Here is an 18,657-nt window from a genome sequence, read left to right as displayed (position 1 = left end):
TAGCGTTATCTTTGCGCCAATGGAACAAAGAAGATTTAAGTCTGCCGGGGCCCGGCAGCATGCGCCAAGGCCGAAAGCATCATCAATGGTAATTGGCCGTCAGCCCGTAGTAGAGGCTATCAAATCGGGCAAGGCGATTGAGCGTATTTATATGTTACGTGGCGCCAGCGGAGATATTGTCCCGCTGATCCAGCAATTAGCTGCAGAGAATAATATCCCCATCAATAGTGTACCTGCGGAGAAACTCAACGGGTTAACTTCCTTTAATCACCAGGGCGTGATTGCCATCACCGGCCACATTAATTATCTCGATTTACAGGACGTGATCTCCCATGTAACCGACCAGGGACAAGTACCCCTGTTCCTTATCCTGGACAGTATCACGGATGTACGCAATATAGGGGCTATTGCCCGTAGTGCTGTTTGTTGCGGTGCACAGGCTATTATCATACCCGACAAAGGCATTGCTGCCCTCAACGAAGAAGCGATTAAATCATCGGCTGGGGCACTGGAGAAGATTTCCGTATGTCGGGTGAACAGCCTGCTGAAAGCCATAGATACCCTGCACCTGAATGGTATCAAGGTGATCGCCAGTGAAATGGAAGCGGAAATGAAGTTGTATGATTGTCCGTTCCAGGAGCCTGTAGCTATTATTATGGGTTCTGAGGATAAGGGTGTGTATCCTGCTTTGCTAAAAGCATCGGATCACCTGTTTCATATACCTATGAGCGGCAACTTTGAATCTTTCAACGTATCTGTAGCTGCCGGTATTATCCTGTACGAGGCTATGAAGCAGAGAGGTATTTAAATCATTTCATACATGAAACTCATCGAATGTCCACGCGATGCTATGCAGGGCTGGCATAGCCACATTAGCACGGAAGATAAAATCAGTTACCTCAACGCTTTGCTGAAGGTAGGTTTTGATACCCTCGACTGTGGCAGTTTTGTATCTCCTAAAGCCATCCCGCAGATGGCAGATACTGCTTTGGTGATTCCCCGTCTTAAACGGGCAGATTCCAGAAGTAAACTGCTGGCTATCGTGGCCAATCAGCGTGGGGCGGAAGAAGCCGTAGTATTCGATGAAATAGATTACCTGGGTTATCCTTTCTCTATCTCGGAAACATTCCAGTTAAGGAATACCAATAAAACGATCGCCGATTCCATGGAACTGGTAGACAGTCTCCAGGAATTGTGCATCAAGAACAGCAAACAGCTGGTGGTGTATATCTCTATGGGTTTCGGTAATCCTTACGGAGACCCTTATGATGAAGCCGTTGCTTTGCAATGGGTGGATGAACTGGTAAAGATGAACATCCATACCATTTCCCTGGCGGATACGGTAGGCGTAGCTACTCCTGATGTCATTACCCGCTTATTTGCCAGCCTGATACCTGCTTATCCTGCAGTAGAATTCGGGGCGCATTTCCATTCTGCTCCGTATAACTGGGAAGAGAAGGTAGCGGCGGCTTATGAACAGGGATGCCGTCGCTTTGATAGTGCTATCAAAGGTATCGGTGGTTGCCCTATGGCCAAGGACGAGCTGGTGGGGAACCTGGCTACTGAAAACCTGCTGGACTATTGCGTGAGGCAGCATGAAGCACTGAAACTGGATATATCTGCATTAACGGCAGCCCAGGAGATAGCAGAACGTATTTTTATATGATGAACAACTTTCGCCTTACTTTTCCGGTAGAACCGATTTCAACGCCGATACAATATCCTGATCAGTTACTCCTGATGGGGTCTTGTTTTGCAGAAGAAATAGGAGCGCGACTGCAACAGTTTCATTTCGATGCACAGGTAAACCCTCATGGGATCTTATATAACCCCATCAGCATCACCGAAGCCTTACAGCGTTACCTGGATGGTAAACAATATACTACGGAAGACTTATTCCTGCACAATGACCTATGGCATAGCTGGGACCATCACAGCCGTTTCTCCGCTTTATCTGCTGAAGAAACCCTGTTAAACATCAACACCGCTGCCTCTGCCGCTGCGGAAAGAATCGAAAAGGCCGACTGGCTATTCATCACTTTCGGCTCTGCCCACGCTTACACATTAAAAGACAATAACCGGATGGTAGGAAACTGCCATAAAGTGCCATCATCATCATTTAATAAAAAACTCCTTTCTCCGCAAGACGTTATCACCGCCCTGGATAACATGATGCACCGCCTGTTCTTTAGAAATAAGAACATAAAGATCATGTTTACTGTCAGCCCGGTGCGTTACGTCCGCGATGGGGTAGTGGAGAACAATTTAAGTAAGGCAGTATTGTTACAGGCCGTTCATCATCTTGTAAATAAATTTAACCGCTTATTTTACTTCCCGGCTTACGAACTGGTGTTAGATGATTTAAGGGATTACCGGTTTTATAAAGATGATTTAGTACATCCCAATGAGGCAGCTATCAATTATGTATGGGAGCATTTTACCAATAGCTGTTTATCGCCCGAAGGGCAAAAACTACTCCCCGCTATTGAAGATCTTCAGCGGGCCATGTTACACCGGCCTTTTAACCCGAAAAGCCCGCAGCATCAACAGTTTCTACAAACCTATGCTAAAAAAACAAGGGTACTGTTGGAACAGCACCCTTATCTCAGGCTGGAAAAAGAATCAGCTTATTTTAATCTTTATTGATCATATAGTCCTTTATATATACCACACCTATCACAAAGCATAGCAATGCGATCCCGATAGGATAAATCAGTCCGGCCAAGTGATTATTCGTTTCTGTAACGAGTATGGTAGAAATAGTAGGCAATAATCCCCCGAAAACTCCATTCCCAATATGATAAGGTAAGGACATGGAAGTATACCTGATGCGTGTAGGGAAAAGCTCTACTAAAAATGCTGCAATGGGGCCGTACACCATTGTTACGAAAAACACCTGTATAAATACCAGTAATATCAGCAGGATTACGTTCTTCGTACTTACTACCACTTCTTTTTTAGATTCCACTTTCCCATCTATCGTGGTAATCGTTTCTAATTCTTTAGTCCCGTCAGTGAACACCCTGGTTTTAATCGTGCGTTCAATATTCTGCATATCCTTATTCCGGCTGATATTGTTCTCTATAGCATATTGCCCGGTATTTTCTGTTTTTTTGCTAAGGTCTGCAATGTAATCCATGCCCGCATAAATAGGGTAGTAGGCCAGGGCGGCGATCAGCATCCCTGTCATCATAATCTTTTTACGTCCTATTTTATCAGATAACTTACCGAAATAAATAAAGAAAGGAGCGCCCAGTAATAATGCAATCGCAATGATTACATTAGATTGGATAAACTCTATCCGCATGGTTTTCTGTAAGAAAGATAGTGCGTAGAACTGACCGGTATACCAAATTACACCTTGACCCATGGCTGCTCCAAACAGTGCCAGTAGTACCAGTTTAAGATTTTCTTTCTTACCAAAACTCTCTTTAATAGGATTTTTGGATGTTTGTCCGGATTCCTTTAATTGCGTAAACAAAGGAGATTCCTTCAGACGGATACGTATATAATAAGACATGATCACCAGGAGGACAGATAACAGGAAAGGGATACGCCATCCCCAGCTGTTAAAACTTTCCGGTGTCATGCTGGTACGTGTAATGAGTATCACGGCCAGGGAGATGAACAATCCTAAGGTAGCCGTGGTTTGTATAAAGCTGGTATAATACCCGCGTTTATCATGTGGAGAATGTTCTGCCACATAAGTAGCAGCGCCACCGTATTCACCACCCAGGGCTAATCCCTGTAATAATCTTAGTACCAGTACAATAACAGGCGCTAAATAACCGATACTATGATAACCGGGAACCAGTCCGATGGCAAACGTAGACCCGCCCATGATCAGCAAAGTAAGCAGGAAGGTGTGTTTACGACCGGTAATATCTCCGAGACGTCCAAAAACAATTGCTCCGAAAGGACGCACAATAAATCCGACCGCAAAAGTAGCCAGGGTAGCAATGTATGCTAGTCCGGGGTTACTGGGGGGGAAGAATTTTTCAGAGATAATAAATGCAAGGCTCCCGAAGATATAAAAATCATACCATTCGATGAGTGTACCTGCCGAAGAGGCAAGGATTACCTGCCAGATGCTTTGTACTTTGTTGTCTTTCATATATGGAAATTGGAAAAGTGGCATAATATAGTAAAAAACATACAAATATTATAGTATTAGAACATTTTCATTCATTAACTTTAATGACAGGCATCACAACAAGGGACTTTATGCGCATAAGACGGGCTTTATTTTGTTTGTTATTGGGATTTATCTATCCTGTGCTGCTTCAGGCACAGGTACGGCCCAAAATCGGCTTAACATTAAGTGGAGGAGGAGCGAAAGGACTGGCACATATCGGTATCCTGGAGGCATTGGACAGTGCCGGACTGAAAATAGATTATGTTACCGGTACCAGTATGGGCAGTATCGTAGGAGCATTGTATGCCATGGGGTATTCCGGGGATAGTATTGCGCGGATGGCTAAAAAACTGGACTGGAACAATCTCTTCTCCAATCAACCTGTACTTACGGATATCTCTTATGAGGAAAAACCGGAGTACAATAAATACATTATCGAAATCCCTTTTGAATATGGAAAGCCTAAACTGGCTTCCGGTGTGATCTCAGGAGAACAGTTATGGCTGGAACTGGCGCGGCTTTGCTGGCCTATGAAAAATCAGAGAGACTTCTCTAAATTCAATATTCCTTTTAAATGTATAGCCACAGATGTGACTACCGGTGAAATCGTTACCCTGGATTCCGGGAATATTGTAACGGCTATCCGTGCCAGTATGGCTATCCCTTCCATCTTTACTGCGGTTAAAATAGGGAATAAGAAACTGGTAGATGGAGGAGTGGTGCGTAACTTCCCTGTGATTACCGCTAAAGAAATGGGAGCCGATATTGTGATAGGATCTAATGTGGCAGGGGGATTAAGAAAAGCAGAGCAGTTGATCACTCCATTAGATATCCTTTACCAGTTAGGCTTTTATAAAGATGCGGATGATTACCCTAAAGAAAGAGCACAATGTGATATTTATATTCACCACGACCTGGAAAACTATTCCGCCGCCAGTTTCAACAGTGTTGATTCTCTCATTGAAACAGGAAGGCGTAAAGGAGCGGAGATGTATCCCATTTTCAAACACCTGGCCGATTCTCTGAACGCATTATATCCTACGCCTCCACCGGAGAAAAACAGGTTACCTTTTACACCTGATATCGAACTGACTACCATCCAGGTGGATGGGTTAGTGCATTCCGATGAGAATTTTTTCAGGGGGAGATTAGGGCTGCAACCAGGTGGTTGTTATACGGCGGAGCAGATTAAAGAATCGGTATTAAATGTATTTGGTACCCGTTTTTATAAGATGATTACATACGAGCTGCATCCTGAAACAGATAACAGGAACAGCATGCATATTTATGTGGAAGAGAATCAGCTTACGTATGTAAAGTTCGCCTTGCAGTATAATAGTTTTACCAATGCCAGTGCGATTGTCAATATCACCCAAAGGAATTTTATCGTACCTAACTCCCGTGCATACCTTACCGTAGCTATCAGTGAGAATCCCCGTCTGGAAGCAGCGTATTTCAAATATCTTGGGCCTAAGCGGAATTTCGGTCTGGGTTTGGGTCTTAATTATGAGGATAATGCGATGACTTTGTATGAAAATTTTAATGCTAAAGACCAATACCACAGCAGATATATAAATACGGACATTCACATGCAGTATACTTTCAGCAGTATTATGGCGATAGGTTTAGGGACCCGCTGGGAGTTCCTGAATGTCAATCCCAGGTATGCAGGAAATGAGGTAGTGCGTGGTAATGGTAATCAGCTTAACTCTTATTTTTATTTCGGGATGAACTCCCTGGACAGGAAAATATATCCGCGCAGTGGTATAGACCTGCATGCTGAAACCGGCTGGATTTATAATCAGCATCCGGGATACCGTATTTTCCATGATGGCGTTGAAGTGCCGCTAGATAATTCCGATCTGTCTTTTAATGATTATCAGCGGGCTTTGATACAGGTGAAGTATAACTTCCTGCTTAGTTATAAAAGCTCTTTACAGTTTACGGGTGGCAGTGGTATTAACTTCAATCATAACCAGGGGCCTATTAATGCCTTTATGATCGGCGGATTGAATAACGTGATGCGTAACCAGTTACCCTTTATAGGACTTTTAGAAGGAGAGGTAGTTACATCCAGTGCTGCTACGGTGCAACTGGCCTGGCAATATGAGCTGACGCGAAATATCTTTGCTATCCCTAAGGTAGGAGGAGCGTTATATGACTTCTCCGGTAGTGTTTCTGAGAAGTACAAACACCTTACCGGTTATGGGTTGACGATGGGGTATTCTACTTTTATGGGGCCGATTGAAGGTTCGGTAATGCATTCCGACCAGGATGGGCGGTTGAGGGTGTATGTGAATATCGGGTTTAATTTTTAGTGCATTCTGTCGCCGCGAACTTCCAGTCCGGTGATGATTTCTGCTTCTATTTTCAGCCATTCCGCCCAACGGGTCTTTACTCTTTCTTCTGGTAAATATTCATTTGCCAGATCTATAAACAGCCGGTAATGCCCTGCTTCCGATATCATGAATTTGCGGTAGAACTCACGGAGATAATCATCTTCCAGTCCTTCGCTCAATAACCTGAACCTTTCGCAGCTTCTTGCTTCTATCAGGGCAAAAATAAGCAGCCTGTCCAGTAGTACAGATGCCGGATCGCCCCCTTTATTCTGATGGAGCATTAAGGCATTCACATAAACGTCTTTTCTTTGTTTTCCTAAGGTATACCCGCGTTTTTTCATTTCGGCTAATACCTGCCGGAAATGCCCCCATTCTTCGGTAACGATAGGAGCCAGTTCCTCTACCAGCATACTTTTATCCGGATAGCGCTGAATAAGGGAAATGCAGGAAGTAGCTGCTTTCTGTTCACAAAAAGCATGATCTGTCAGTACTTCTTCCAGGGAAATCTCTGCCAGGTTCACCCAGCGTGGATCAGTAGGTAACTGGAGGCCTAATATGGATACCTTACTCATTTCGCAAAGTTACTTAGCTTTGTGTGATGAAGGAAGATTTTCTTTTAAAGCATTTATCATTGCGTAAGGAACAACATGCGTTTCGTGAGTTAAGGATACCTGCTCCCGGAATGACCGACTTTTGTTCTAATGATTACCTTGGACTGGCCCGCAGTGCTGCTATGCAGGAAGCGGTGCATACTTTACTACAGGCAAGGCCGTTTATGCATGGCAGTACGGGATCCCGTTTACTGGCGGGTAACTATGTGTGGATAGAAGAGGCGGAGAGTATGCTGGCTGCTTTCCATCAGTCTCCTGCTGCGTTGATATATAACTCCGGCTATGATGCCAATATCGGGTTGTTTTCCAGTGTTCCTCAGAAAGGGGATACTATTATTTATGATCAGTTGATCCATGCGTCTATCCGTGATGGTATCCGTTTATCCAAAGCCCAGGCTTTTTCCTTTGCCCACAATGATGTACACGATTTGCAAAAGAAATTAAAACATGCGGAGGGGAATATCTTTGTGGCGGTAGAGTCTGTGTATTCTATGGATGGGGATATAGCGCCTTTGGCTGATTTTTCTGCTCTTTGTGATAAATTTAATGCGCATTTGATTGTGGATGAAGCGCATGCTACAGGTGTGGTTGGCGAGAAAGGAGAGGGGCTGGTACAGCATCTTAACTTACAGTGTTTTGCGCGGGTTCATACTTTTGGGAAAGCAGTTGGTTGTCATGGAGCGGTGGTACTGGGTTCTGCTCATTTGCGTAATTATCTCATTAATTTCTCCCGGTCTTTTATTTATACAACTGCGTTACCACATACTGCTATAGCTGCTATCATGGCTAGTTATGATCTGTTTCCTTATATGAACAGTGCCCGTCAGCATTTATCTTCTTTGATCTCTCAATTCCAACATGCAGGCTTAAACGCTCTGCCTAGTGAAACGCCGATACAGGTGGTGCTTGCTCCTGGTAATGAAGTAATCCGGCAACTGGCTGCTAAATTACAGGATGCTAACCTGGATGTAAGGGCGATCATGCATCCTACTGTCCCCAGGGGTAAAGAGCGTCTTAGAATTGTGTTGCATAGTTATAATACAACAGAAGAAGTTGATCAGTTGATAGCTATATTACGTTCCTGAAATCTTGGGTTAACACATTATTATGTATATTAGCTGATCATCATTTTTAGCTATGAGACTCATTCCCTTCGCCATTACGGCGGCCATTACGATCGGATTTATTGTAACGCTGGACAACAAATGGGGTTCACTCCCTCCTTTAGGCAGACTCCTTAGCCCACAGGAAGGTTTCTGGCAAAATGCCACGCCTATCAGCAAAGACTATAATGAACAACTGGATCTCCCTGGCTTAAAAGGGAAAACGGAAGTCTGGCTGGATGACAGGATGGTGCCTCATATCTTCGCAGAAAACGACGCAGATGCCTACTACGTAGAAGGATATATGCATGCCCGTGACCGCCTCTGGCAAATGGAGCTGCAAATCTTCGCCGCCTCCGGCCGCCTCTCTGAAATCCTCGGCAGCAAAATGTTGAACTACGACCGGATGCAACGCAGAAAAGGAATGATCTACGCTGCAGAACTGGCTCTCAAGGAAATGGAAGCAGACCCCACCACCAAAACCGCTATCGAATCATATACGGCCGGTGTCAACGCTTATATCAACAGCCTGACCACCGCCGAACTACCCATAGAATACAAACTACTCAACTATAAACCAGAACCCTGGACACCGCTCAACTCCGGACTATTACTCAAACTAATGGCCCAGGACCTTGCCGGTGCTGCCAATGACCTGGAATACACAAACGCCCGTCGTCTCTTCAGCAAATCCGACTTCGACCTCATGTACCCCGATTTCGGTGACAGCATAGACCCGATCGTCCCTGCTGGCACCCATTTCGATCCTGCTACAGTGAAAGCAACCCCACCACCAGACAGTATCATCCGACTGGCAGGCAAGCTGCTCAACTTCAAAGAAGACAAGCCGGACCCTGACAACGGGAGTAATAACTGGGCTGTCGCCGGCTCCAAAACGCGCTCCGGCGCACCCATCCTCTGCAGCGATCCTCACTTAAACCTGAGTCTCCCTTCCCTCTGGTACGAAGTGCAGATCCATACACCGGAGATGAACGTATACGGTGCTTCTTTACCCGGTGCCCCTGGTGTAATCATCGGTTTCAACGACCACATCGCCTGGGGTGTCACCAACGGCGAAGAAGATGTGAAAGACTACTACCAGATGCAGTTCCGTAACGGCCACAAGCAATACCTCTTCAACGGTCAATACCACGACGCTACAGAACGCATCGAGAAAATATCCATCCGCGACAGCAAACCCTACTATGATACTGTCGCTTACACCGTCTGGGGGCCAGTCCTCTTTGATAACACCTTCCCGGATACTACCGCTGGCGGCCAGTACCTCGCCATGCACTGGAAGGCGCTCGACCCATCCAATGAGTTACGCACCTTCCTGCTGCTTGATAAGGCCCATAATTACGACGATTACCTCGCCGCATTGAAACACTACGCCTGCCCTGCACAAAACTTCGTATTCGCCACTAAACAGGGCGACATCGCGATCTGGCACAACGGGCAGTATCCCCTCCGCTGGAAAGACCAGGGCAAGTTCATCATGCCTGGCAGTGACAGCACCTTCGCCTGGCAGGGATACATCCCCATGGACCAGAACCCGCACATGCACAACCCGGAGCGTGCTTTCGTCAGTTCAGCCAATCAGCATCCTGCCGACAGCACTTATCCATACAACTATATCGGTGACTACGACTTGTTCCGTGGCAAGCGTATCAATGAAGTCCTCTCTGCTGCCAATCAAATCACTGTCCAGGACATGATGCAGCTTCAGAACGACAATATGAACCTTTTCGCCCGTGCAGCAGTGCCCCTGCTTAAAAAGCACCTCACCTCTGTTTCTCCTTCTGAAAAACCATATTTCAAACTCCTCTCTGACTGGAACCTTCAAAACTCGCCAGACAGCAAAGGAGCCACTATATTCTACATTTTCTGGGACCAGTTGATGAACCTCATCTGGAATGATGATCTCGGCACTAAAATGGCATTGCAGATGCCCTGGGAGAAAACCACTCTCCTCTGGTTGATCCGCGACTCGTCTATGCATTTCATCGACAACATCGAAACGCCAGAAAAAGAAACACTATCCTCCTTAGTTAATCAGGCCTTCAAAATCACAACTGACAGCGTTCAGATACTTGATTCTCAAAAAATACTGGAGTGGGGGCGTTACCGTGGCACAGACATCCGTCATCTCACACGTAGCCTTCCCGCTTTCAGTGCTATGCACCTGCCCACTGGCGGTGGCCGTCACATAGTCAACGCCACCAAACAAACGCATGGCCCTTCCTGGCGTATGGTAGTGCAACTCTCCGATAAAACGGAAGCCTATGGCATTTATCCCGGTGGCCAGAGCGGCAACCCCGGCAGCCCTTTCTACGACAACGCTGTACAGGACTGGGTGCAGGGTAAATACTACTTATTACACGTCTTCAACCCCACTGAACATGATGATCCTGCCATCAGGTTTAAAATGGTCTTTGGTAAGTAAAATAAGAAGGCCGTCTTCCAAAAAGAGACGGCCTTCTTATTTTATTAAAGGATTATGTACAAATAATAGATGCTAATTTGAAAAGAAGCACATCATTACAACAGGGAATATTACATTTTCTCTTGCTTTGCCAACAACTGTTTTACCCTTACTGTATTGTCCTTATTCCTTCCTCCGCCATCCATACCCCTGCGTCCTCCAAAACTGCCCAAATTCACACCAAAACCGCCACCTACGCCACCCATGCTACCGCCACCCATACCTACTCCTAGTCCAACGCCGCCCATTCTGGGGCCTCTGTTATTATTGCCCATGCCACCGGGAACATCCTCATTCACCGTAATACTATAAGCAACCTCCTTCGTATAATCAGGTGTTAATCCAAGTTTTGACAAAGGGATTACGAATTCCACATTCAATGTATCATTGCCAAAAGAGAGTGCGGCAATAATGCCTGTTCTATGCTGTGTTACATCTATAGTTCCATCTTCTACTCCAATAATTCCTTTTACGCCGGCATTCCCCATATGAGGACGCAGCTGGTCATAGACATCTTCAGGCATTTGACTGGACGGACGCCCATCCCCGCTATGCCTCCGTTGCGCAAAAAGGACTTTCCCATCTATCAGTGGATAGGTCACGGCAGTATTTATTTTCTTCTTACCTTTTATATTTACACCCAGACTTATACCCGTCCGCATGATGCTCACCTGTGTAGCTTCGTCCATTGTGCTGACAGCCACATACAGGTTAGTCAAGTCGTTAGATATCTCGTAAGCAAGATGGGTTCTGTCATCAAAATATCTCAGCGGTGTTTTCCATTCATTTAACATTCCATCTGCTGTTACCGGCACTACAGCCCAACTGTTAGAAGGAGTTTGTGCCAGTGTTCTACCTGTGAAAAACGTCAGTGAAATACTAAATAAAAGGCAGGATATTATTCTCATATAACTACAATTTTCTTAATTCTGAGTATTAGATCACCTGGAAAGAGCAAGGTTAAATCCGCATGTTGCGTAAGAAATGTTAATTTGGACGAATCGTACAAAGGCATCTTTGAGACAGTGTAATTTACCGATTATTTGGTATACACAAACTTCCATCTTGTCTACACTCTCAAACAAATAACCATTAAAATGGTACTTTCGTAATACCCGGCAGATGAAAGTACTAAAAAACAAATACGGCCTTATTCACGTATCAATATGGAGCATATTATTGCTGCTTCCATATATCGTCTCTAATGATTATAAAATCGGTCCCATACCCGGATTGTTCTTTACGATCTCAGGCTTGATTCATATGGGCATTTTTTACAGCAATGCCTTCTTTTTTTATCCCAGGTTGATCAATAGATGGTGGTTGTACATTCCTACAGCTATCCTGTTGCTGATAACTTCATTCTGGTTGAAATACCACATACTCGCGTACTGGTTCCCGGATGTATTAAAAGATGTTACTGCTTATAAATTCATCTTTGCTCCTTCGGTAGGAATATTCGTTATCAGTATCATCTACCGCAGGGTCGTGAATAAGATCCGGTATGAGAAAGCACAGGAGCAAAGACGAACAGAACAGCTTTCTACCGAACTCAAGTTCCTCCGCTCACAGATCAGCCCACATTTCCTGTTTAACGTCCTTACTAACCTGGTATCACTGGCCAGGAAGAAATCAGATCAGTTGGAGTCTTCGCTGATCATGCTCTCAGACCTGATGCGTTATATGTTATATGATACCCAGGGAAAGAAAGTGCCGCTAACAAAAGAGATCGAATACCTGCAAAGTTATATAGAGCTACAGAAGTTGCGTTTTGGTAGTGAAATAGTTATTAATACGGTAATAGAGTTGGAAGAAGAAGCCATCGAACCCATGTTACTGATCCCCTTTGTGGAAAACGCGTTCAAACATGGTGTAGCGCAGATAAACATTCAATTATCTGTAAAGAACGGGCAGCTTACCTTTAATGTAACAAACAGGTTCGATCGGGAAAATGAGAAAGATGAGAACTCCGGTATTGGATTAACGAATGTGAAGTCCCGTCTGGAGTTATTATATAAAGATAAGCATACGTTATTGATCAGAGAAGATGATAACTTATTTCATGTTACCTTAACTTTGATGTTGACATGATACGTTGTATTGCCATAGATGATGAACTGCTGGTGCGGGAACTACTGGAAGATAACATCCGGCAGATCCCTTTTCTGCAACTCATCAAAACATGTAAAAATGCAATGGAAGCTATAGAAGTGATGCAAAATGAACAAGTAGACCTCATCTTCCTGGATATCCAGATGCCCCGGTTAAATGGACTGCAATTTTTAAGATCATTACCACAACCTCCGATGGTGATACTGGTGACAGCCTATGAACGATATGCCATGGAAGGATTCGAACTACAGGTAGTGGACTATCTCCTGAAGCCTTTTAGCTTTGACCGGTTTCTGAAAGCCTGTAACCATGCACTTGAATTATTTAACTTACGGAATAAAGAACCGCAGGACTTCTTTGTATATGTAGAATATGCACAGGTAAAAATCGAAGTGGCAAACATCACATATATTGAAGGACTCAAAGACTATATCAAAATACACCTGTCATCCTCCAACAAGCCTGTAGTCACACGAATGACCATCAAAGCAATGGAAGAAAAACTACCGCCACCGGCTTTTATCCGCACTCATAAATCTTTCCTTGTTGCCGCCCGGAAAATTACTGCCGTTAAAAGAGACCTGATCATGATCGGCGATCAGGAAATACCTGTCAGCGAATTCTATAAAGAAAATGTGACACGGATGCTCAATATTTAGTCGTATCATTTCCCCGCCTTGTCTACTCTCCGAAAAACAAGCTTTCATCTGCATGTAGTTTTGCCTGTAAATACCACAGGTGATGAAAAAATATGCAGTACTGCTCTTGTTACTATCTCAGATAGCTGAAGCGCAGCAAACGATCAGTGGGCTGGTTAAAAATGATAAAGGGATAGCTGTTCCATCAGCATCTGTCTCCATCAATGGAACAGGAACTCAAACAGACAGTGCAGGATATTTCAACATCGCAATAACAGGCACAGGAAAAAAAATCCTGACCGTTTCCTGCATTGGATACAGACCTCTTAAAAAAGAGATCATGCTGGATAGTGTGCTCAACCTTATTCTCAGACATGATACGCATACCCTGAATGAGGTTAATGTCAGTGCCGGATCATTTGATGCCAGTGATAAGGCTAAGGGGGCCTCTTTAACGCCCATGGACGCCGTAACTGTAGCAGGTAATAATGCAGATCTTACACAGGCATTACGTGCGCTTCCAGGGGCACAGCAGATAGGGGAACAGGATGGTTTGTTTGTCCGGGGTGGTACCAGTGACGAAACCAAACAATTTGTGGATGGTACATTGCTTAAAAATCCCAATTACCCAGGTATACCAGGTCTTCGCCAATATGCACGGATTAATCCATTCTTATTTAAAGGGATCCTGTTCAGTTCAGGTGGATATTCTGCATTGTACGGACAGGCGATGAGCAGTGCCCTCATCCTGGAAAGTGTAGACCTGCCTGATAAATCTTCTGCCAGGTTCAATATTTTCCCGGCTAATATCGGAGCTGGATGGCAACAGCTTGCAAAGAATAACAGGAGTAGTTATGGGGTCAACCTGAACTATAGTAACCAGTCATTTTACAATTCAATCATACACCAGCAACCGGATTACTTTAGCGGACCAGCATACCTGCAGGGTGATGCAAACATGAGGATCAAAACCAGCAAAACTGGTATGCTGAAACTATATACAAACTGGTCATACAGTGATGTCGGTATGACTAATCCTGATATTGATAGCAATATATTACGGACAAGATACCAACTGAAAGGAAAAAATATCTATAGCAATCTTAGTTACCGGGATCTCCTGCCTCATGATTGGAAAATAGATGCAGGTATTGCATTCAGTTACAATCAGGATAAAACGGTCAGCCAGCTCCTGGATGCAACAGGAACGGTGATCACCATACCATATGTTCCCTTCAGTGATAAATCTTTCAATAATCTTATCAATACTTACTTTGCACAGGCCAGGATAGTATTCACTCATTCCTTTTTACATGTTGGTGCAGAACATTTTTACTCAAATGATAAGGGTTTATTAACAGATCAACTGACTGCTGTTTTTGCAGAAGGGGATATCTGCCTGACTGATAACCTGGCGGCCAAAGCAGGTGCCCGTCTGGAATATTCGTCCCTGTTAGATAAAATGGTCATAGCACCCAGAATTAGTCTCGCATACCGGTTACAGGATGGTGCTCAGTTCAATCTGGCATATGGTATTTTTTACCAGGAACCACTAAATGAATTTCTATATCAAAACAGGAATCTGAATTTCACAAACGCTACACATTATGTACTGAACTATACAAAAAGAAAGAACAACAGATTCTTTAGAGTGGAAGCCTATTACAAGCAGTACAACAAACTTGTAAAGACTTACCCTACCATCAATAATAATGGAGATGGATATGCAAAAGGAATTGAATTTTTCTGGCGGGATAAAAAATCAATCAAAGATCTTGATTACTGGATCACTTATACTTATCTGGATACTAAAAGGAACTTTCTTGATTATCCATATGCACTAAGGCCTTCTTTTACATCACCACACACAGCTACTATTGCCATTAAAAAAATGTTTTCGGCTATCAATACCGGTGTGAATGTCTCTTATGCAGTTGCTGCCGGCCGGCCGTATTATGACCCTCACTATACCAATGGGACTACCCGTCCTTATAATGTAATGAACCTGCACGTATATTACCTGACCCGCTTTTTCAAAAAGGGGAAATGGCAGGACTTCTCCGGATGTGCTTTTGGTATCAATAATTTGCTGGGTACACAACAGGTATTCGGTTATAACTATAGTTATGATGGTCTCAATAAGGTACCTATAACCTTACCCGCTACCAGAAGTTTTTATATAGGTGTATTCATGAGCCTGGGTATAGACCGCACAGATGATTTCCTGAATGAAAATCTTTAACAAAAAAAATCAATACAAATGAAGAAAACAATGATCTCCATGTTAGTGCTATTACTATTGCACTACAGCAATTTCGCCCAGACGCCCGGGCTACAGCAGGCAGTAAGCAGACTGGATAAAGCTGCAACAGTGAAAGATTATGAATCATTGGAAAAAGAGTTTTCTGCAATGGCTGTTGCGGGTAAAGACTGGCTGCCCTACTACTATGCAGCTTTCTGCAATGCAAAAATCGGGTTTCTTTACCAGGACGATGGTGAGAGAATAGAACCTTATAGTAAACAGGGCGAAGAACAGGCATTGAAAGCGAAGTCTTTACTGGACTCCATCACTCAAAAGAATGAATTGTCGGAATTGTATACCATCATGAGCATGGTCTACCGTACAAAGGTATTTATCAATCCAATGACCTACGGCCGGAAGTATGGGATGTTGTCCCAGCATTTCCTGGAACTGGCAAAAGGATTGAACCCACATAATCCACGTGTTTTATATGTAGAGGCATGGGTAAAATATAACACACCAAAAATGTGGGGAGGAGATAAAAACCTGGCTAAACAACTGGCGAATGAAAGCCTGGCACAATTACAACAGGCATCTGACGATATCCATCCTCATTGGGGGAGAAAAGAGAATATGACACTATTAAATCAATAAACATATGGGACTCGCATTTATTATCATCATACGGATACTGTTTGCTGTTTGTATGATATTTATTATCGGATATATTTTCGGAGGATTTTCCAGGAAACCTGTATTGGCCACCCTGAGTAAAATAGCTGCAATACTGGCCATCGTATTATTTATATCTGCCAATATCCTGCTGATGCGCTTCGCTTTCAGACATGAATGTCACAGATATCAACAACAGGAGATTAACGGGCCTGTTCATTAAACAAAGGTAAAGGGTCTCAATCGAGACCCTTTACAGATTTATGCTAATCCTGCAATCGATTTACGCACCTAGAAATACAAACTACTTTGTATTGTCAATCAACTTCAGGTATCGTAATTTCATAGTTATAAAGCCGGGGAAACGCGGATTCAATTATTATTTTTTGTAAGATCATAAAAATGCCCTCAATATTTCCAATCTCATCTCATGAAGAATCTTTTTCTGCTTTGTTTATTCATGTTTGATATTCTCGCTTCTTCTTGCTTTGGGCAGAAGGATACTACGAGTATTGCAGGGATATCCCTGGAAAACCCTACTGGTTTAGGAGGATATTTAGGTACTATCGGAATTGGTATAGCAGGACAACATAAAACGAGGGCAGGAAGGAAACCAGATGCCAATGCAGGAGTTTATATAGGACTAGGGGACCCCTTAAATTATGTAGGACTTGGCGCATCTCTCAGTATAAGTGGCCTTTCCAACACTCGTGGGACTAGAAATAATCTGGGGGAATCAGGGGTGAATGTAGAGATTAGTAAATTAATTTTTAATTCGGTATTCCTAAAAGCTGGTATCTGTAACATCACATATTTGGGTGAAACGTATCATGAAATTTCCGCCCAGAGAAGCTTCTATGGTGCAGGAACTGTTTTTTTGGGATTCAGCAGTAAGAAATTGGGTAAGCCATTCAGCTATATAGCCATAACGGCTGGAGCAGGCAATGGCTTATTCCGAAAGGATAAGGATTTTACTCCCACCAGCAGTGGACATTTTAATCCATTTCTGAGTATTGCAACTCCTGTTCTCCTTAAAACAAACATTATTGCGGAATGGACGGGATATGATATAAGTACCGGCATTTCATCGAACATTGCATATCTGATAGGGGTACCTCTTAATTTTAGCCTGGAAATTACAGACTATCAGTTAGGAAAACTAAGATGCGCAATGTCAATCGGATATTCTTTTAATGTTTTAAAAAAGCACAAATATGAAAAAAAATAAGTCTGGAAGGTTGATTTTCCTACTTCTTTTTATTGCATTGATTCAAAGCTGTAAAACCATTGATACTGGTAAAGGGAAAGGTATATACGTTTTTCGCTATTCTACACCTATCTCAAAATCTCTCTCAAATCGTTCTGTTGCGACTTCTTCCCATTCTACGCAATCAATTTCAAAAGCTCCTGTATCAAGATCTGTATCTACTGACGTTACTGTCCCAACACCCACACCGTCGCCAACCCCAACCCCTACACCTACACCTACACCTACCCCTACACCAAGCCCAATACCTACGGGACCTGAAGTCGTTACTAATCCCGCACCACTTCCTCCGGGGCCTGAAGTCGTTACTAATCCCGCACCACTTCCTCCGGGGCCTGATGTCGTTACTAATCCAGCACCAATTCCACCAGCAGCAGCACCACCACCACCACCTCCTCCACCTCCACCACCACCTCCTCCTCCTCCGCCGCCGCCGCCACTCACAAGGCATCGGTTTTCGTTTTAACCTACTATATAATGAGGGATATTTCAGGAGTCATTGTCATCTTTTCAATAAGGAAATGTCGACATGCATTTGGGTAAAACACATAATTGAATATCTCCAAAAATCGCTGTGTTGCGGTACTTTTGTAAACATGGCTCCGAGATTTTGTAATTAAAATTTCATCCCGGAACCATATTTTCTTTTTCAATAGAAGAACTCAAAAGTAATTTATAACGGATATCTGATGAAGAGATTTTTCATTTACACGATTCTCAGGGTCATCGAAAATCTCTTGTATTTATTTGTGAACACCATTTTCTTACTGCTGATCATTTTCCCATCTACTTCCAGGCTATGGATATAAGTACCGGCGATATCCAGCATTAAATTAGCGCTTACAAAGAGCAAATCCCGAAACTGAAACTGGTCCATGCCATATCCTCTTCTACTATTACGCAGGAAGCGATAGCCAACTTTCTGAAAAGTGGCCGGTATGAAAATCATCTTCGCAAGCTTGCTGCTACAAATAAACTGATAAGGATCATTGCTTTTACTCCCTTTCGTCATTTTTCTGATGCCGGACCAAACTTAACTTTGAATAAAAAAGA

At 43.6% G+C, this 18,657-nt stretch carries 17 protein-coding genes; 12 read left to right on the top strand and 5 right to left on the bottom strand.

What is annotated here, in order from left to right:
- The first annotated feature begins 19 nt into the window (after positions 1–19).
- The 3 genes from rlmB to BMW86_RS00115 are packed head-to-tail and all read left to right on the top strand — an operon-like array spanning position 20 to position 2,646.
- Entirely contained in the window at positions 20–808 is a 789-nt protein-coding gene (gene rlmB / locus BMW86_RS00125) for a 23S rRNA (guanosine(2251)-2'-O)-methyltransferase RlmB (protein ID WP_089777777.1), read from the top strand.
- Positions 809–820: 12 nt separating this feature from the next.
- A complete protein-coding gene (locus BMW86_RS00120) occupies positions 821–1,666 on the top strand; it encodes a hydroxymethylglutaryl-CoA lyase (RefSeq protein WP_089777775.1) in 846 nt (281 codons plus the stop codon).
- Complete coding sequence (locus BMW86_RS00115; RefSeq protein ID WP_255372814.1) at positions 1,663–2,646, top strand: GSCFA domain-containing protein; 984 nt, start codon at positions 1,663–1,665, stop codon at positions 2,644–2,646. Before BMW86_RS00120 ends, BMW86_RS00115 begins: the two co-directional genes overlap by 4 nt.
- On the opposite strand, the gene BMW86_RS00110 is transcribed toward BMW86_RS00115, so the two are convergent.
- Entirely contained in the window at positions 2,633–4,114 is a 1,482-nt protein-coding gene (locus BMW86_RS00110; protein WP_089777773.1) for an MFS transporter, read from the bottom strand. The genes BMW86_RS00115 and BMW86_RS00110 overlap by 14 nt on opposite strands.
- A 110-nt stretch (positions 4,115–4,224) precedes the next feature.
- Between BMW86_RS00110 and BMW86_RS00105 the strand changes: the two genes are divergently transcribed.
- On the top strand, positions 4,225–6,453 hold the full coding sequence (locus tag BMW86_RS00105) for a patatin-like phospholipase family protein (protein WP_177189112.1): 2,229 nt from the start codon (positions 4,225–4,227) through the stop codon (positions 6,451–6,453).
- Here BMW86_RS00105 and BMW86_RS00100 read toward each other — a convergent pair.
- Positions 6,450–7,046, bottom strand: coding sequence for a MiaE family protein (locus tag BMW86_RS00100; RefSeq protein WP_089777769.1), 597 nt, complete (start codon positions 7,044–7,046; stop codon positions 6,450–6,452). The genes BMW86_RS00105 and BMW86_RS00100 overlap by 4 nt on opposite strands.
- A 26-nt stretch (positions 7,047–7,072) precedes the next feature.
- Here BMW86_RS00100 and BMW86_RS00095 point away from each other — a divergent pair, with 26 nt between their 5' ends.
- Both BMW86_RS00095 and BMW86_RS00090 read left to right on the top strand, forming a co-directional pair.
- Positions 7,073–8,170 carry an aminotransferase class I/II-fold pyridoxal phosphate-dependent enzyme gene (locus tag BMW86_RS00095; protein WP_089777767.1) on the top strand — a complete coding sequence of 366 codons (1,098 nt, stop codon included), beginning with the start codon at positions 7,073–7,075 and terminating at the stop codon, positions 8,168–8,170.
- Between the two features lie 52 nt (positions 8,171–8,222).
- Positions 8,223–10,634 carry a penicillin acylase family protein gene (locus BMW86_RS00090; RefSeq protein ID WP_089777764.1) on the top strand — a complete coding sequence of 804 codons (2,412 nt, stop codon included), beginning with the start codon at positions 8,223–8,225 and terminating at the stop codon, positions 10,632–10,634.
- A gap of 110 nt (positions 10,635–10,744) precedes the next feature.
- On the opposite strand, the gene BMW86_RS00085 is transcribed toward BMW86_RS00090, so the two are convergent.
- A complete protein-coding gene (locus tag BMW86_RS00085; RefSeq protein ID WP_089777762.1) occupies positions 10,745–11,581 on the bottom strand; it encodes a hypothetical protein in 837 nt (278 codons plus the stop codon).
- 214 nt (positions 11,582–11,795) lie between these two features.
- Here BMW86_RS00085 and BMW86_RS00080 point away from each other — a divergent pair, with 214 nt between their 5' ends.
- The 6 genes from BMW86_RS00080 (at position 11,796) to BMW86_RS00055 (ending at position 17,565) form a co-directional block, all read left to right on the top strand.
- Positions 11,796–12,764, top strand: coding sequence for a sensor histidine kinase (locus BMW86_RS00080; RefSeq protein ID WP_089777760.1), 969 nt, complete (start codon positions 11,796–11,798; stop codon positions 12,762–12,764).
- Entirely contained in the window at positions 12,761–13,444 is a 684-nt protein-coding gene (locus BMW86_RS00075) for a LytR/AlgR family response regulator transcription factor (RefSeq protein WP_089777758.1), read from the top strand. The genes BMW86_RS00080 and BMW86_RS00075 overlap by 4 nt, the downstream gene beginning before the upstream one ends.
- A gap of 82 nt (positions 13,445–13,526) precedes the next feature.
- Positions 13,527–15,665, top strand: a complete 2,139-nt coding sequence (locus tag BMW86_RS00070) for a TonB-dependent receptor (RefSeq protein WP_089777756.1) — start codon at positions 13,527–13,529, stop codon at positions 15,663–15,665.
- An 18-nt stretch (positions 15,666–15,683) separates the two neighbouring features.
- The gene (locus BMW86_RS00065) at positions 15,684–16,319 is read left to right on the top strand and encodes a hypothetical protein (RefSeq protein WP_089777754.1); all 636 of its coding nucleotides are present in this window, start codon (positions 15,684–15,686) and stop codon (positions 16,317–16,319) included.
- Between the two features lie 4 nt (positions 16,320–16,323).
- Positions 16,324–16,560, top strand: coding sequence for a hypothetical protein (locus BMW86_RS00060; RefSeq protein ID WP_089777752.1), 237 nt, complete (start codon positions 16,324–16,326; stop codon positions 16,558–16,560).
- 207 nt (positions 16,561–16,767) lie between these two features.
- Positions 16,768–17,565 (top strand): hypothetical protein, encoded by a 798-nt coding sequence (locus BMW86_RS00055; RefSeq protein ID WP_143056440.1) that lies wholly within the window; start codon positions 16,768–16,770, stop codon positions 17,563–17,565.
- Between the two features lie 96 nt (positions 17,566–17,661).
- Here the strand turns inward: BMW86_RS00055 and BMW86_RS32660 are convergent, their stop codons facing one another.
- Positions 17,662–18,048: a hypothetical protein gene (locus BMW86_RS32660; RefSeq protein WP_177189111.1), complete on the bottom strand. Its 387-nt coding sequence runs from the start codon at positions 18,046–18,048 to the stop codon at positions 17,662–17,664.
- A gap of 262 nt (positions 18,049–18,310) precedes the next feature.
- Positions 18,311–18,553, bottom strand: coding sequence for a hypothetical protein (locus BMW86_RS00045; RefSeq protein ID WP_143056439.1), 243 nt, complete (start codon positions 18,551–18,553; stop codon positions 18,311–18,313).
- Positions 18,554–18,657: the final 104 nt, after the last annotated feature.

It is taken from the genome of Chitinophaga sp. YR573 (assembly GCF_900110995.1).
Classification (GTDB): Bacteria; Bacteroidota; Bacteroidia; order Chitinophagales; family Chitinophagaceae; genus Chitinophaga.
The sequence above is the reverse complement of the archived record's forward strand: the minus strand, read 5'-3'. Positions and strand labels throughout refer to the sequence as shown.